Here is a 15814-nt window from a genome sequence, read left to right on the forward strand (position 1 = left end):
AAATAACCCAGATTAATAATGGGGAAATAGGTATTGTTAAATTTAACGATGCTAATAAACTTATTAATGTTGCGAGTGATAAACTTGGAAAAATAGTCAGCTTTACCGGTTTAGATGGTGACCGTAAATTAACGGGTATTGATAAAGGTACGGCAAATAATGATGCAGTTAATGTCAGTCAATTAAATGAAACTAATGCATTAGTCGCCAAGAACACCACTGACATTGCCGACAATAAAACCGCGATTGATAAGAACACTACCAATATCGCCGACAATAAAACTGCGATTGACAAAAATACTACCGATATTGCGGACAACAAAACCGCTATCGATAAAAACACCACCGATATAGCCGACAACAAAACGGCCATCGACAAAAACACCACCGACATTGCCGATAACAAGACCGCTATCGACAAGAACACCACCGACATTGCGGATAACAAAACCGCTATCGACAAAAACACCACCGATATCGCCGATAACAAAACGGCTATCGACAAGAACACTACCGATATCGCCGATAACAAAACGGCAATTGATAAAAACACTAGCGATATCACCAGCAATACCGCGGCAATTGATAAAAATACCCAAGACATCACCAAGCAAGGTGACGCGCTGAAAGATATCGCCACCAACTTGGAATCTGGAACCTTAGGGCTCGTCCAGCTGTCGGCCAACGGTGAAGAAGTGATATTGAGCGAAAAAGCCAAAGATGCTAAAGCGTTCAATATTGGCAACAAAACCCTCACGGGTGTGACGGCGGGTAAATTAAGCGCGGACTCCACTGAAGCAGTAAATGGCAGTCAGCTCCATGCCACCAATCAAACCGTGATAGCGAACACCACTGCGATCGCCGCTAACAAAACAGCCATCGACAAAAACACTACCGATATCGCCGCTAACAAAACAGCCATCGATAAAAACACCACCGATATCACCGATAACAAAACGGCTATCGATAAAAACACCACCGATATAGCCGACAACAAAACGGCGATTGATAAAAACACTAGCGATATCACCAGCAATACCGCGGCAATTGATAAAAATACCCAAGACATCACCAAGCAAGGTGACGCGCTGAAAGATATCTCCACCAACTTGGAATCTGGAACCTTAGGGCTCGTCCAGCTGTCGGCCAACGGTGAAGAAGTGATATTGAGCGAAAAAGCCAAAGATGCTAAAGCGTTCAATATTGGCAACAAAACCCTCACGGGTGTGACGGCGGGTAAATTAAGCGCGGACTCCACCGAAGCAGTAAATGGCAGTCAGCTCAATGCCACCAATCAAACCGTGATAGCGAACACCACTGCGATCGCCGCTAACAAAACAGCTATCGATAAAAACACCACCGATATCGCCGACAACAAAACGGCTATCGATAAGAACACCACCGATATCGCCGACAACAAAACGGCTATCGATAAAAACACCACCGATATCGCCGATAACAAAACGGCAATTGATAAAAACACTAGCGATATCACCAGCAATACCGCGGCGATTGATAAAAATACCCAAGACATCACCAAGCAAGGTGAAACGCTGAAAGATATCTCCACCAACTTAGAATCCGGTACCTTAGGGCTTGTTCAGCTGTCGGCCAACGGTGAAGAAGTGGTATTGAGCGAAAAAGCCAAAGATGCCAAAGCGTTCAATATTGGCAACAAAACCCTCACGGGTGTGACGGCGGGCAAATTAAGTACGGACTCCACCGAAGCAGTAAATGGCAGTCAGCTCAATGCCACCAATCAAACCGTGATAGCGAACACCACTGCGATCGCCGACAACAAAACGGCTATCGATAAAAACACCACCGACATAGCCGACAACAAAACGGCTATCGATAAAAACACCACCGATATCGCCGACAACAAAACGGCTATCGATAAAAACACCACCGATATCGCCGATAACAAAACGGCGATTGATAAAAACACTAGCGATATCACCAGCAATACCGCGGCGATTGATAAAAATACCCAAGACATCACCAAGCAAGGTGAAACGCTGAAAGATATCTCCACCAACTTAGAATCCGGTACCTTAGGGCTTGTTCAGCTGTCGGCCAACGGTGAAGAAGTGGTATTGAGCGAAAAAGCCAAAGATGCCAAAGCGTTTAATCTCGGTAATAAAACCCTGAACGGCGTTAAAGCGGGTAAATTAAGTGCGGACTCCACTGAAGCAGTGAACGGCAGTCAGCTCCATGCCACCAATCAAATGGTGAAAACCAATACGGATAATATTGCCAAGAATACGGGTGATATTGCTGATAACAAAACGGCTATCAGCAAAAATACCCAGGATATCGCGGAAAATAAAAACGCGATTACCACCATTACCAAAAACATTGATTCTGGCTCGTTAGGATTGGTGCAATTAAGTGCAGACAACCAGAAAATTGTCTTGAATAGCAAAGCCGATAGCGCTCGTGTATTTGAATTTAACAACCGGACATTAAGCGGTGTATCTGCGGGTCGAGTTGCGGCTAACTCTACCGAAGCGGTCAATGGTAGCCAGTTACATTCAACTAATCAAAACGTGGCCCAAAATACACAGAAGATCCAAGAAAATAGCGACAAAATAGCGCAACACGATACAGCGATTGCGCAAAACACCAAAGATATCCAAGCTAATACCGATAAACTGACGCAGCATGACAAAATGCTTAACCAGAATAGCCAAGACATTAAGGAAAACACCAACCGTCTAAACGAGCACGATAAGGAAATTGCTCAGAGTAAACAAGATATTAAGGCGAATACGGAAAAACTGGCTGAGCATGATAGCGCCATTAGTAAAAACACCAGCGATATTCAGAAAAATACGGCGGCATTGGATAAACAAGGTAGCGAAATTGCGCGTTTATCCTCAGAAATGGGAGATGCCGGAGCGCTGAAAATGAGCCGTGACGGTGAAAGTATCAACCTCAGTGATAAGGCAAAAAGCGTCAAATCCATCAATTTTGGCGACAAACAACTTTCCGGTATTGCCGATGCAAAGAATGACAGCGATGCCGTCAATTTAGCGCAAATGAAACGTGGTAATGCCGAAACCTTAAAATCTGCGAACACTTACACCGATGAACGCGTCAATCAGTTGGGTGAATTTACAGAAAATGGGTTAAATCGCCTGAATACCAAAATTGATGATTTAGACAAAAAAGTCGACAAAGGTTTTGCTGCGAATGCCGCACTATCTGGTTTGTTCCAACCGTATGGCGTAGGAAAAATGAACTTAACGGCGGGTGTCGGGGGTTATAAAGATGAATCCGCAGTCGCTGTCGGTATGGGGTATCGCATTAATGAAAATGTTGCTATCAAAGGGGGCGTCGCCGCATCAACGGGTACAGGTTCTTCCACTATGTATAACGCGTCAGTTAACTTTGAATGGTAGTGTGAGTTGATATATGAAGGGGAATACCTATTGTATTCCCCTTTTTGCTATTAATATTCGCTGTAATCCACTTCTTCGTCATTCAGCTCAACCATGACGTCAAAATGTTCCATGATGTCCATAAATGGTTCGAAAATACCGGAAGGAATTAAGATCTCATGGTAAGCATCATTACCGGAAGTCAGGCCCAATAAATAATAGCCAAGTGCTTGTAACTGCTGATTAGCGCGAACAAAAATTTGGTCTGGTCTTAAATCGTTTTTAGGGTCTTTAACGGCAAAATCTAGCTGAATATCCAATCCTTCGAACTCAACCGCATTTTCCAAAAAGCCTACAGCAGACTCACTGTCTTTCCAGTCTATCCAAAAGCTGTTTCCCATATTCGACCTGACAATAAGATCTGCCATTAAATAGCCAATTTCCCCCTCTTCGATACACTCGACGAACCCCTCTTCGTCTTCACTGATCGACTCTTTTAACTCTTCCTCAAATGAAGAGATATCCGTTTCCATATTCTCGATTGAATCTGGATTTAACAGCTTCGCCAGCTTGTTAACCACCTGCATAATGTCATTGAAATGGTCGAGCGCTTCTGGGTTCATGCCCTGCATCGTTGTTCCTTATTTTTAGCGTAATTGGCTGTATTTTCACTAAAATAGGTGATTCGGTATATCGACTAATTCCGATATTTACAATGAATTAACCCTGCACTGGCGTGCAAATCTCGATCAAAAAGCCATTTAGGTCATGAACATAACCTATCGTTTGTCCCCAAGGCATCTCCTGCGCGTCTTGTACCAACTCAGCACCCACTTTAACCGCTTGAGCCAAAGCGTTTTGCACATTATCAGTCTCAAAAGCAAGTTCAAAAACAGGGGCATACGGATTGGGAGCAACCGCGCCTTTACCTAGTTGGTTCATTAGCGCTAATGAAGAAAATGAAATCGTTGTACTACCAGTATCCAGCTCACCATAATCACCACTTTCATGGAGAAAGGATTTTTTAAAACCAAAAGCTTGTTGGTAAAAATCGAGGGTTTTCTCTACATTCTCGACATACAAAATAGCGTATTTGAATTTCATTATTTTCTCTCACGTCATAGGAAGTATTAGATAGGGAGTATTAGGCTTTGTCGGTATCAAATTGCTTGGCAATATCCACCAGCCATTTTCGGATCACTTTTTCATCAGACTCACTCACTCCACTTAATAATCTATTTTCAGTGGATTTAACAGCACCTTTGCATTGAAGTAATAATGCTTTCCCTAATTGGGTTATTTCAATAATTTGGATCCGTCCATGCTCAGGGTGCGGCAACTTAGAGATCATTCCCGCCTTTTCGAGGTTTTTCACAATCACACTCATCGTCTGTGGCGTTAATAATGATAGCCTCGCTAAATCAGCCCCTGAGGCTTTAGGATATTCTGCAACCATTAACAACACAGAAAATTGCGGAAGCGTGACTCCCACATCCTGCAAAACTTGCTCCATGCGAATACGATGAGCCGCATGAGCCTGCCGCAGTAAATAGCCAATATGGCCCGACTCTCCACGTTTGCCTTCCCCTATTTCAGGGATCATCGATGTATTAACTTTTGACTTGCGCATAATGTAAGAATTCGAATATTATTATCAGAGTTCTTATATTATCCGTTTGGAGCACATAATGAAACCTGAAATTATTGGAAGAAGTGATTGGAATCAGTTTGAAAAAATCGCCCCTGAAGTCGTTGCCGCGATGGGAGAACTGGGAAAAGCTGTCAGCAATTCAGGGCTTGAAAAACCGCTCACTGAATTACTGAAAATACGCGTTTCCCAAATCAACGGTTGTGCGTTTTGCTTGCAGTATCACTTAAACTTAGCCCGTAAATTGGGGATTGAAGCCGCTAAATTGGATCTTCTACCAACTTGGCGTGATGCCGGTATTTATACTCCTCGCGAACAAGCTGCGCTAGCTTGGGCAGAATCACTAACGCTAATGGCTGCTCAGCATGTTTCTGATGATGTTTATCAAGCACTACAGAATGAATTTACTGAATCCGAAATTGCGTTTCTAACCTCAGCGATTGGGGCGATTAACGCTTGGAATCGCATCGCGGGCGCTCTGCAATTTGCGCCACCAATTCCTAAATCGAGTTTGTAAAATCGTGCATCCCAAGGTGAATATCGCCCTTGGGATGGTTGATTAACGGCTATACCGCTGCTGAATAAATTGCGCGCACAGCATCAAGGTTAAGCTTATCAATACCGCCAGACAGGCCATCGCCATACCGCTGCCGATTGAACCTTGTTCAAACTGGCGCCAAACAAAAATCGACACGGTTTGCATGCCCGCAGGCGCTAGTAACAGCGAGGAAACCAGCTCTCGTGATGCCACCGCAAACACCAGCATCATCGCCGCCACTAAACTCGGTAAAACTAACGGAAATAAAATCAGTCTCAGTGACGTCATTAACCCTGCGCCATGAACCCGTGCCGCATCGGATAAGCTGCCGCCAATTTGCGTGAATGCCGCACTGCAATAACGCACGGGATAAGGCAGTAATAAGCAACTATAAGCGAGCAATAAAATTCCCCAAGTATGATAAGGCGTGATGGGCCAAAACGGTTGATTCCACGCCAAAATAAGCCCCACTGCGACCACAATGCCGGGAATGGCAATTGGCAGCAATGAAAGCCCATCCAGTAAGGCTGCTCCACGGATCCGCTGCGCGACGACCAGCCATGCACATAAAAAACCCAATATCCCCGTCAATATCGCTGTTGCCGTTGCGAGAGAAACGCTCGTCAATAAGGCATCGAGGGCTTCCGTATGGCTATTTAATAGCCCAGAAAAATGCCGGAGCGTTAGGTTATCCAGCGTCAATCCGCCAGAAACCGTATTGGAAAATGCCGTGCCAAACATAGCCAGTAACGGCATGCCAACCGCGCAAAGCGCCACGAAAGAAAACAAACACACCACGGGAATACGCCAAATACCCAATGAGCGTGTCACCAATGCCGCGGCTTTGCCCGTATTCGTCGCCACATTGCGCCCAGATACTAACGAACGCTGTAAGGTGTAAGCCAGTAGCGCCAAACTGGCTAATACCAATGACAGCGATGCCGCTCCCGGTAAATCTATCGGCCAATCGGCAAGACGCTGCTCGATATCCGTTGTCAGAACCCGAATACCATTCGGCGAGCCAATCGCCGAAGGAATGCCGAATTCTTCAATCGCCAAAGTGAAGACCAGCAATAAGCCAGCGGCAATGGAAGGTAAAGAGAGAGGCAATGTCACTCGCATAAATGCCTGCCATGCGGATGCCCCATGAACTTGCGCCACATCCGCCAGCCGGTTGCCATTCGCCGCCATGCTGCGAGAGACCGCAAAGTAAAGAACGGGAAATAAATTCAATGACATAATCACCACCATTCCCCCAAGGGAAAATAGGGCGCTGCCGGGGCTAATACCAAATAATTGCTGAGAATAACCATTCGGTTGCAAGGTTAACATCCATGAAAGCCCTGCAATATAAGGCGGAATTAAAAACGGGATCAAAAACAGTAAGTCCCAAACTCGGGCAAAAGGTAGGTTAAATAAGCCACGTAAAGCCCCTAATGGAATGGCTATCACGGCACTCACCAGCGACACACCTAAACCCAGTAAAAACGTATTTTGCAGTAAATTGGCCAGTTCCAGCTCATTAAATAGATGGATAATTGGCTGGAAAATTTGGCTGAAATCCCCTTGTCCAAAATTCGGAAATAGCGCTTGTAACACAATAAAACTCAAGGGAATAATCACTAAAATCGCCAAGGCGATTAAGATCGAGAATGGCAATAAACGACGAGTCATCATCAGAAAATCAGCTCCTGCTGGGTCGCTAATGCCACCCAGCGGCGAGGAAGAGAAAACCGTTAGCGGAAAATCCCACTAAAGCGAGATAACACGCTGCTGCGCTCTGCACTATCAGTGGTCGGTTCTGGCAACAGTGTTAACGTCGAAAAATCAGGGCGTTTGCCCGCGACATCCGTTCTTGCTGGCATCAACCAGGCATCTGCCACGATTTTCTGACCTTCAGGTGAGAGCACGTAATCAATAAAGGCTTTGGCCTCATTTTGCTGTTTGCTGCTGTTTAAAATCATCATTGGGCGTGGCGCGATGGCCGTACCGCTGCTTGGGAAAATGACCTCGATGGATTCACCTTCCGCGATGCTGCCGTAAGCCACATAGTCGACTGCACCAAATACAGCCGCTTTTGCCCCTTGCAACACAGGCGTTAACGCTTGCGCATTCGGACCAGAAATCACCATGCCGTTGGCTTTTAATTCAGAGAATAGTGTCCATGCTGCTTCTTGCTTCGCATTCTGTAATCCCAACAATAAGTCTAACGATGCCCCTGACAATGCAGGATCTGGCATGGTGACTTTATCTTTAAAAACGGGCTGCGCTAAATCTGTCCAATCTGTTGGCTTCGGCGTGCCACTTTTACTGTTCCAAACGATCCCCAATGCGGAGATCCCTTGCGCCACATAGTATGGCGTTTTGAATTGCACAGGCACTTTTTCGGCATTCGGGCTTTCATACGCCAGTAACCAACCTTTTTGTTGAAGGTCTACCGCGGTATCCCATGAAGCAGAAATTAAGACATCCGCACGCGGGTTTGCTTGTTCCGCCTCTAAGCGCGCCATCACTTTGCCTGTCGTAGCCTGAAAAACATCCACTTTCACGCCCGTTTGCTTTTCATACCCTGCGGCTAGCTGTTTTGCCATCGCCCCCGGACCTGCGGTATAGACGGTCAATGCCTGGGAAGAAACGGAAAATAGTGCACAAGATAATCCTAAACTCATTGCGATACCTTTCATGGAAAAATGGTTTGATAACATTAGCTTTTGCATAACAGAGTCTCTCTTCATAAGGTGGTCAAACTGTCTATTTTGCCGTTTTGGATATGGGCAATTTGATGCGCCAATGCATGGGCTTCAGCCGGATCGTGCGTGACATAAACGGCGGTAATTTCTAGTGAACGAAGTAACTGCGCCATCTCATCACACAGAGCACGGCGCAAGGCAACATCGAGGTTAGAAAGGGGTTCATCAAACAGTAAAATTTCAGGTTCCGCGATAATGGCGCGGGCTAATGCAACCCGCTGCTGCTGACCGCCTGAAAGGTCGGCAGGTTTACGCTTAGCAAACCCCGCTAATCCAACCCGCTCTAAGGCTTGGTTCACCCTATCCTCTATCGCTTGACTCGCCACTTTGCGCATACGTAAAGGAAATGCCACGTTCTGAAATACGCTCATGTGCGGCCAAAGTGCATAATCTTGAAACACCATACCGAGATTGCGCTGTTCCGGCGGGACAAGTCTCTGGGAACTTGCGACCAGCTTTTCATTCAAGAAAATCTCACCTGAGCTTGGTTGCAATAACCCCGCTAACAGCTTCAATAAGGTACTTTTACCGCAACCAGAGGGACCTAATAGCGCTAAGATAGAGCCTTTTGCGACAGTCAGATCAATCCCATCCAGCACCGTTTGATGAGCAAAAATTTGAGAGAGTTTGTGAATAGAAATCATCGGATGCTGCGAAGCGAATTGTGCATTCGCTGCGTTAGCTTTTTGAAAAGCATCCTGACTCCCATTCAATGAAGAGAGTACGTTTAACATACATTGTTATCCTCTTTGGGACTTAATCGTTATCGAGGATGCTACGAAAGGAATGGGTCAGTGAGATGACAAATTTATGATGGAATAATGACAGGGCGAATAATACCGGCGGAATTATTAATATTATAAATAAAACAGGAAAGGATGAGTTTTCTCACCCCTTCCCGTCATTTTATTCCGTCGTAGATTGTGCTTGATGGACTGCAATATAACGCTGATAACGCTGCGGTTTCAAGCGGCTTAAATCCACCAAAACCAAGCCATCGATACAGTCGTTAAACGCGGGATCAGTACCAAAATCAATAAACTGCACGCCACCCGGCTCACACAACTCGGTGTATTGTTTATACAGCGTCGGAATAGAGCAGCCAATATTGCTCAGTAAGCTTTTTAGCTTCACCAAATCTTCTTGGTAATTATGACCATCAAACTGGGCTAAAACCTGTGGCAGTGATGCAGGGTAAGGCTTGCGGGATTGCGCCATTGCCAGCTCCGAGGAGAAATAGAGACGATAAAAGGCAATCAATAAATCACGCGCAGCAACGGGCATGCTTCCAGAGATAGACACTGGACCAAATAGATAACGATATTGCGGATACTTCGCTAAATACGCGCCAATACCTAACCAAAGATAATCTAAGCCACGTTTGCCCCAATAGGCTGGTTGAATAAAACTGCGCCCTAATTCAATCCCTTGCGCCAAAATAGGCATCATGTCTTGGTTATAGTGGAACAGGCTATTACTGTATATCCCCTCTAACCCTTTTTTCTCTAACTGCTGCTCCGTCGGCACAAATCGGTATGCGCCCACTACTTCTAAATCCTCTTCATCCCATAAAATAAGATGGTAATAATCGTCATCGAAACTATCGAGATCACGGCGTCGACCGGAGCCTTCCCCCACCGCACGAAATGCGATTTCCCGCAATCGTCCTAGCTCGCGTAAAATCGGCGTTCGCTCTTCTTGCTGACGCTGATAAAGGTAAATAATTTTACCATCGGGAGTCACGCCTAGTTGCTCGCAAGCCGCTAAAGCCTTTTTCAGTTCAATGCGATCTTCGGGTAATGCGATTGGCGCTTCACAGGTAAACAGCCCCGCTTTTCCTTTGCCTAGCAGATACACATGACGACGAAACCGCTCTGCCAGCTCATTATCATTCGTTCGTCCGTCATACCATTGAGAAAACGGGATGCGTCCACCGATACGTAATTTGATGCGATTATTGCGCTGCTTGAACATTTCGTTCACCAGCATCAAAGCCGATAGCGGCTTATACACCAAGGATGTTGTGTAGAACAGCAGGCTGTTACGGGCTTGCACATGCACAGGAACAATCGGTGCGCGAGATTTGGCGGCTAAACGTAAAAAACCCGTGCGCCAATGGCAATCACGAATGCCTTTCGTGCTCCAACGAGAAACTTCCCCCGCAGGGAAAACAACCAAGGCTCCTTGGTTATCAAGATGAGATTGCATACCGACGACTTGCTGGCGGTTGGTACGGTTGCCAACATTATCGACAGGAATAAATAAGCTTTGAAGTGGCTCAAGGTAACTGAGCATTTGGTTGGCGACGATTTTGACATCCGGTCGAACCGTTGCGACTGCACGTAAAATGGCGAGCCCATCAAGGGAGCCAATCGGATGATTTGCAACAAATAAGACCGGTCCTTGGCTTGGGATGTTTTCTAAATCCCCGTCGCCTAATTCGCAACGGACATTCAAATCATTCATAAATTGCTCGACAAGATCGAGCCCTTTTAGATGTGGGTAATCTTCAGCAAGCTGCTGGAAATCTCTTTCATGTAGTAAACGCTTTAATAATTTCCGTTTCCAAGCGGGCAGTGTTTGCTGCGGAAAAGCACTTTCCAGTAAAGCATCAACACTAAACATAATGAAGTCCTCTCACATGCGCGTTATTGGCAAATTTAAGTCATAATAATGACGAATAAATAACCACTTTGTGACAAGATTATGAAATAAATTATGCAAGAACTATACGTCATTGTCCGAGAAACCCTCGACACTTTTGACGATTTCCTCTCCATTTAGCTTTTGTTTACTTTTCACCTAAAAATATTTTCTTTTTATTCAGTCAATTACAAATTCAATCTTCGCTAAAAAAACTGGCACAAACCCTGCATTAGCTCTCTTGAAAGAGCGGGAAACCGCTACACAAAAATAGAGGAGCAATGTTGATGGAAAAAGTCATCACCGTCTGCCCGTATTGCGCCTCAGGCTGTAAAATCAACCTGAAGGTGGAGAACGGGAAGATCATTGGCGCAGAAGGCGCAAATGGTCACACAAATGAAGGGGAGCTTTGCCTGAAAGGTTACTATGGCTGGGACTTCATTCATGACACTAAAATTTTAACGCCGCGTTTAAAAAACCCGATGATCCGCCGTCAGCGTGGAGGCAAATTAGAAGTCGTTTCTTGGGAGGAAGCCATTGAATTTGCAAGCTCCCGTTTATTAGCCATCAAAGAAAAATATGGTCCAAAAGCCATCATGACGACAGGCTCTTCCCGCGGTCCGGGTAATGAAGCTAACTTCGTGATGCAAAAATTTGTTCGTGCAGCGGTCGGTAGTAACAATATCGACTGCTGTGCTCGTGTCTGACACGGCCCTTCGGTTGCAGGTCTGCAGCGTTCGGTCGGTAATGGCGCAATGAGCAACTCAATTGTTGAAATTGAGGATACCAAATGTATTTTTGTCTTCGGTTATAACGCCGCGGACTCACACCCTATTGTCGCTCGCCGGATTTTAAAAGCGAAAGAGAAAGGGGCACAAATTATTGTCTGCGACCCGCGTTATATTGAAACCGCGCGTATTGCAGATATTCACTTACCACTGAAAAACGGTTCGAATATCGCGTTATTGAATGCGTTAGCCTACGTTATCATCGAGGAAAATCTGTATGACCATGCCTTTATCGAGGCACATACCGACAAATTCGACGAATATCGTGCATTAGTGGCGCCGTATACACCAGAATCGGTTGAAGAAATCACTGGCATCAAAGCTGAGGATATTCGCAGAACCGCACGGATGTACGCTAAAGCTGAAAATGCCACCATTTTATGGGGCATGGGTGTCACTCAGTTCTACCAAGGGGTGGAAACCGTTCAGTCTCTCACCAGCTTGGCATTACTCACTGGCAACCTAGGTAAGCCGCATGTGGGTGTGGGTCCTGTACGTGGTCAAAATAACGTACAAGGTGCCTGCGATATGGGGGCGTTACCGAATACGCTACCGGGCTATCAGTATGTTTCGGATAAAGCGGCTCTCGATAAATTCGCCAAATTCTGGGGCATTGATGCAATGCCGGATGAAAATGGTATTCCGCTGAGTGAAGTCCCTCACTTTATCGATGAAGGCGTTCTGAAAGCGCACTATGTAATGGGTGAAGATCCACTACAAACGGAGCCGGATTTAGCGACGATTCGCCGCACGTTCGACAAACTTGAGCTGTTAATCGTGCAAGATATCTTTATGACCAAAACCGCGTCGATTGCAGACGTGATTTTCCCAGCGACTTCTTGGGGGGAACATGAAGGTGTCTATACAGCGGCTGACCGTGGCTTCCAACGCTTCTATAAAGCGGTAGAGCCTGTGGGTGATGTGAAAACTGACTGGGAAATCATCAGTTTAATGTCAACCGCAATGGGCTACCCAATGCACTACAACAACACCAAAGAAATTTGGGATGAGCTACGTGAGCTTTGCCCGATTTATTTTGGTGCGACTTACGAGAAAATGGCGGGCTTGGCATACATTCAATGGCCATGCCGTACATTAGAAAGTCAAGGCACCGAGTACCTGTATGAAGGTGGTAATTTCGATACACCAAATGGTCGAGGTCAATTCTTTACTTGCGAATGGCGTCCACCAATCGACCAAGTCAGTGCTGAGTACCCAATGGTTCTTGCCACCGTGCGTGAAGTGGGTCACTACTCTTGCCGCTCTATGACCGGTAACTGTAAAGCCCTGGCGTCTCTTGCTGACGAGCCAGGTTTTGTTCAGATCAATACGGCCGATGCGAAAGCGTTAGGCATTAAAGATCAGGAACTGGTTTGGGTCTGTTCACGACAAGGTAAAGTCATCACTCGCGCAAATATCAGCGACCGCCCAAATAAAGGTGCTGTATATATGACGTATCAGTGGTGGATTGGTGCTTGTAATGAACTGGTCGCTGAGAACTTAAGCCCGATAACCAAAACACCAGAATACAAATATTGTGCGGTACGTGTTGAACCAATCGCGGATCAACATAAAGCCGAGCATTATGTGGTTCAGGAGTATACGGGGATCAAACGTCGCTTACGTGAGGCAGCCGAAGGTTTATAGTTTGTTTTAACTCTTTGCACTGTAGGAATGCATATATAAAGCAGACCTACAGTGCAAACTATATTAAAAGCGACCGATATTAAAAATTACATAGCGATAATAAACATCGCCCTTCAACAATCGATTAAAATAAAATATTAATCGCCATTAAAAACTATTTAATAAAAAAATAACCTTTCAACAAAATAATCAACATCCTTTATTTTTACTGATTAATTTCCCTTTCTTTTTATCTTTTCCCTTTCCTTTTTATCTTTTCCCTTTCCCTTTTCTTTTTTTCTATTTTTTAACACTTATCAATCTCTAAATAATTCGCGTTGTGGCTAGGCGGCAGACGCAGCTAAGCCCTAGGAGCATACACAAGTATGTGACTAGGGTTAGTAAGGATAGCCAACAACGCCACGGCGTGAAGTATGACGAGATTAAGTATGTGACTCGAGTTAGCAAGGCCAGCCAACAACGCCACAGCGCGAAGTATGACGAGATTACTGGAATAGATCTTGAACACTAACTCCCAGCCTCTGCATTCTTGAAAGCAACGTCGTACGCTTCAACCCTAAGCGGGCTGCCGCCCCTCTCGCCCCTGCAACCACCCCATTGGTGGCTTTCAGCGCTTCAATAATGCGGTTTCGCTCTTCATCGTCGCTCTCTGGCGCATCTGTCTGCATTTTCCGCTCTAATGCACTGGGCCTATTGATAGCTTCTTTAATACGAGATGGCTTTGGGATATTTAGCTCATGCAGTTGAATATTTAGCGTATTTCCACGGGTTAAAATGACGGCACGCTCAATGACATTTTCCAGCTCCCGCACATTGCCTGGCCATGGGTACAAGGATAGCTGCGCGAGTGCATCGCGAGGAATACAATCAATTTTACGGTTCATACGCTGCGCCATTTTCTTGGTGAAATAGGTCGCGAGCAGTGGAATATCTTCTGGTCGGTCACGTAATGGCGGGATAACAATCGGGAATACATTCAAACGATAATAGAGATCTTCACGAAACTCTCGGTCTTCCGTCATCGCTTTTAAGTTGCGATTGGTCGCCGCAACAAGGCGCACATCCACAGGGATAACTTTATTGCCACCAATGCGCTCAATCTCACGCTCTTGCAAAACACGCAATAATTTTGGCTGTAGATCCAATGGCATATCACCAATTTCATCTAAAAACAGCGTGCTTTTATCCGCCATTTCAAAGCGACCAATATGAGTGCAGGTTGCCCCAGTAAATGCGCCTTTATCATGTCCAAATAGGTCGCTTTCCAGTAAACCCGTCGGGATTGCTGCACAGTTCATTTTAATCAGTGAACGTTGATGGCGATTGCTAAGCTGGTGAACGGCTCGGGCAATTAACTCTTTACCGGTACCCGTTTCACCCAAGATGAGTACGGTGCTATCACTACGAGCGACTAAATCCACTTGCTCCAGTACTTCGCGCATCGCCTGACTTTGAAAGACAATTTCGCTGAAACTATTGGTGTTTTGGATCTGTTCATTAAGCCATAAATTTTCATTTTTCAGGCTATCTTTGAGGCGAGTGATTTCACCATACGCTGCGGCATTGTCCACGGCTATCGCAAAGCGTGCCGCCACTTGTTTCAACAAAGTGCAGTTATCTTCGGTGAAAATGTGGTCATCTTCATGGGATAAAACCAAAACACCCAATGGCTTATGATTGAATGCCAACGGTAACAGCAACGTTTCCGTCATTCCTTCTGCACACAAATTTTGATACAGAGGGTCTTGAGTTTGACTATCGAGCGTTAAGCGCAGCGGTTTGTTGCTCTCCAAAACTTGAGCGAGATCCGCATGTAGTTCATTAAGATGATACTGGCTTTTTTTAACGGGTTTTGAGCGTTGATAATGGCTTGAATAACAAAGATAAACCGCTGAACTGACATTATCACAAAGGGCAACGCTAATTTGGCTAATACCAAAAAATCGGTAAATTTCTCGCGAAACTTCAGCCACTAACCCATCCATTTCAAGATGAGAAAGCACTGAGTTAGTGATGTCCACAAGGATCCTGAATTGGTCACGTTCATGACGAATTTGTTCGGTGGTTTCGGATATGCTCACAAAATCTCCAATCTCGTCCTAATCCACTGCATTGCTAAGTCATTTATTTATTTTACTGACTAACAATAATGAGAATTAGTTAGAGTTTTAAATTTTCATTTATAAACGACTTATTTATCCATAATAAAAATAAAAAAGTTTAATAGTGTGATTAATGCGATTGCTGTTTTTGATTTAATACTAATATTGTAGTCATTATTTGAAAAAATAATATCAGAGTCTGATTTAAGTTTGATCCATTCACCTATTTTAGATACTGGTTGATTAAACGAGATGAGCAGACCTTAGAAGTCATGTTGCGTGATTCGTTATTGACGACAGACAATGTTGTGCAAG

The 15814-nt window shown here is 45.1% G+C and carries 11 protein-coding genes; 3 read left to right on the plus strand and 8 right to left on the minus strand.

The genetic code is table 11. From position 1 onward, the window contains the following. Window positions 1–3404: YadA-like family protein (locus JK188_RS10990; RefSeq protein WP_211888644.1), on the plus strand; the 3404-nt coding region annotated here is incomplete at its 5' end. 50 nt (window positions 3405–3454) lie between these two features. Here JK188_RS10990 and JK188_RS10995 read toward each other — a convergent pair. The 3 genes from JK188_RS10995 to JK188_RS11005 form a co-directional block, all read right to left on the minus strand. Continuing rightward, window positions 3455–4015: a DUF6630 family protein gene (locus JK188_RS10995; protein ID WP_211886945.1), complete on the minus strand. Its 561-nt coding sequence runs from the start codon at window positions 4013–4015 to the stop codon at window positions 3455–3457. Between the two features lie 88 nt (window positions 4016–4103). Then, window positions 4104–4487 (minus strand): VOC family protein, encoded by a 384-nt coding sequence (locus tag JK188_RS11000; protein ID WP_211886943.1) that lies wholly within the window; start codon window positions 4485–4487, stop codon window positions 4104–4106. Window positions 4488–4527: 40 nt separating this feature from the next. Then, a complete protein-coding gene (locus tag JK188_RS11005) occupies window positions 4528–5013 on the minus strand; it encodes a MarR family winged helix-turn-helix transcriptional regulator (RefSeq protein WP_211886941.1) in 486 nt (161 codons plus the stop codon). 58 nt (window positions 5014–5071) lie between these two features. On the opposite strand from JK188_RS11005, the gene JK188_RS11010 reads away from it, so the two are divergent. Beyond that, window positions 5072–5548, plus strand: coding sequence for a carboxymuconolactone decarboxylase family protein (locus JK188_RS11010; RefSeq protein ID WP_154638054.1), 477 nt, complete (start codon window positions 5072–5074; stop codon window positions 5546–5548). A gap of 42 nt (window positions 5549–5590) precedes the next feature. On the opposite strand, the gene JK188_RS11015 is transcribed toward JK188_RS11010, so the two are convergent. The 4 genes from JK188_RS11015 to JK188_RS11030 form a co-directional block, all read right to left on the minus strand. Next, the gene (locus tag JK188_RS11015) at window positions 5591–7246 is read right to left on the minus strand and encodes an ABC transporter permease (RefSeq protein WP_442959122.1); all 1656 of its coding nucleotides are present in this window, start codon (window positions 7244–7246) and stop codon (window positions 5591–5593) included. 59 nt (window positions 7247–7305) lie between these two features. Next, window positions 7306–8286, minus strand: coding sequence for an ABC transporter substrate-binding protein (locus JK188_RS11020; protein WP_442959123.1), 981 nt, complete (start codon window positions 8284–8286; stop codon window positions 7306–7308). Between the two features lie 14 nt (window positions 8287–8300). After that, on the minus strand, window positions 8301–9053 hold the full coding sequence (locus tag JK188_RS11025) for an ABC transporter ATP-binding protein (RefSeq protein WP_211886939.1): 753 nt from the start codon (window positions 9051–9053) through the stop codon (window positions 8301–8303). A gap of 172 nt (window positions 9054–9225) precedes the next feature. Beyond that, the gene (locus JK188_RS11030; protein WP_211886936.1) at window positions 9226–10944 is read right to left on the minus strand and encodes a lysophospholipid acyltransferase family protein; all 1719 of its coding nucleotides are present in this window, start codon (window positions 10942–10944) and stop codon (window positions 9226–9228) included. Window positions 10945–11249: 305 nt separating this feature from the next. Between JK188_RS11030 and fdhF the strand changes: the two genes are divergently transcribed. Beyond that, window positions 11250–13397, plus strand: a complete 2148-nt coding sequence (fdhF, locus tag JK188_RS11035; RefSeq protein ID WP_211886934.1) for a formate dehydrogenase subunit alpha — start codon at window positions 11250–11252, stop codon at window positions 13395–13397. Window positions 13398–13882: 485 nt separating this feature from the next. Here the strand turns inward: fdhF and JK188_RS11040 are convergent, their stop codons facing one another. Further along, complete coding sequence (locus JK188_RS11040) at window positions 13883–15478, minus strand: sigma 54-interacting transcriptional regulator (RefSeq protein WP_211886932.1); 1596 nt, start codon at window positions 15476–15478, stop codon at window positions 13883–13885. Window positions 15479–15814: the final 336 nt, after the last annotated feature.

This window comes from Providencia sp. JGM181 (assembly GCF_018257375.1).
Lineage (GTDB): Bacteria > Pseudomonadota > Gammaproteobacteria > Enterobacterales > Enterobacteriaceae > Providencia > Providencia lanzhouensis.

What these genes read in the sequence shown, in the direction of transcription:
- JK188_RS10995 (WP_211886945.1), bottom strand. Translation starts at nt 4,015, where the DNA reads ATGCAGGGCATGAACCCAGAAGCGCTCGACCATTTCAATGACATTATG.
- JK188_RS11000 (WP_211886943.1), bottom strand. Translation starts at nt 4,487, where the DNA reads ATGAAATTCAAATACGCTATTTTGTATGTCGAGAATGTAGAGAAAACC.
- JK188_RS11005 (WP_211886941.1), bottom strand. Translation starts at nt 5,013, where the DNA reads ATGCGCAAGTCAAAAGTTAATACATCGATGATCCCTGAAATAGGGGAA.
- JK188_RS11010 (WP_154638054.1), top strand. Translation starts at nt 5,072, where the DNA reads ATGAAACCTGAAATTATTGGAAGAAGTGATTGGAATCAGTTTGAAAAA.
- JK188_RS11015 (WP_442959122.1), bottom strand. Translation starts at nt 7,246, where the DNA reads ATGATGACTCGTCGTTTATTGCCATTCTCGATCTTAATCGCCTTGGCG.
- JK188_RS11020 (WP_442959123.1), bottom strand. Translation starts at nt 8,286, where the DNA reads ATGCAAAAGCTAATGTTATCAAACCATTTTTCCATGAAAGGTATCGCA.
- JK188_RS11025 (WP_211886939.1), bottom strand. Translation starts at nt 9,053, where the DNA reads ATGTTAAACGTACTCTCTTCATTGAATGGGAGTCAGGATGCTTTTCAA.
- JK188_RS11030 (WP_211886936.1), bottom strand. Translation starts at nt 10,944, where the DNA reads ATGTTTAGTGTTGATGCTTTACTGGAAAGTGCTTTTCCGCAGCAAACA.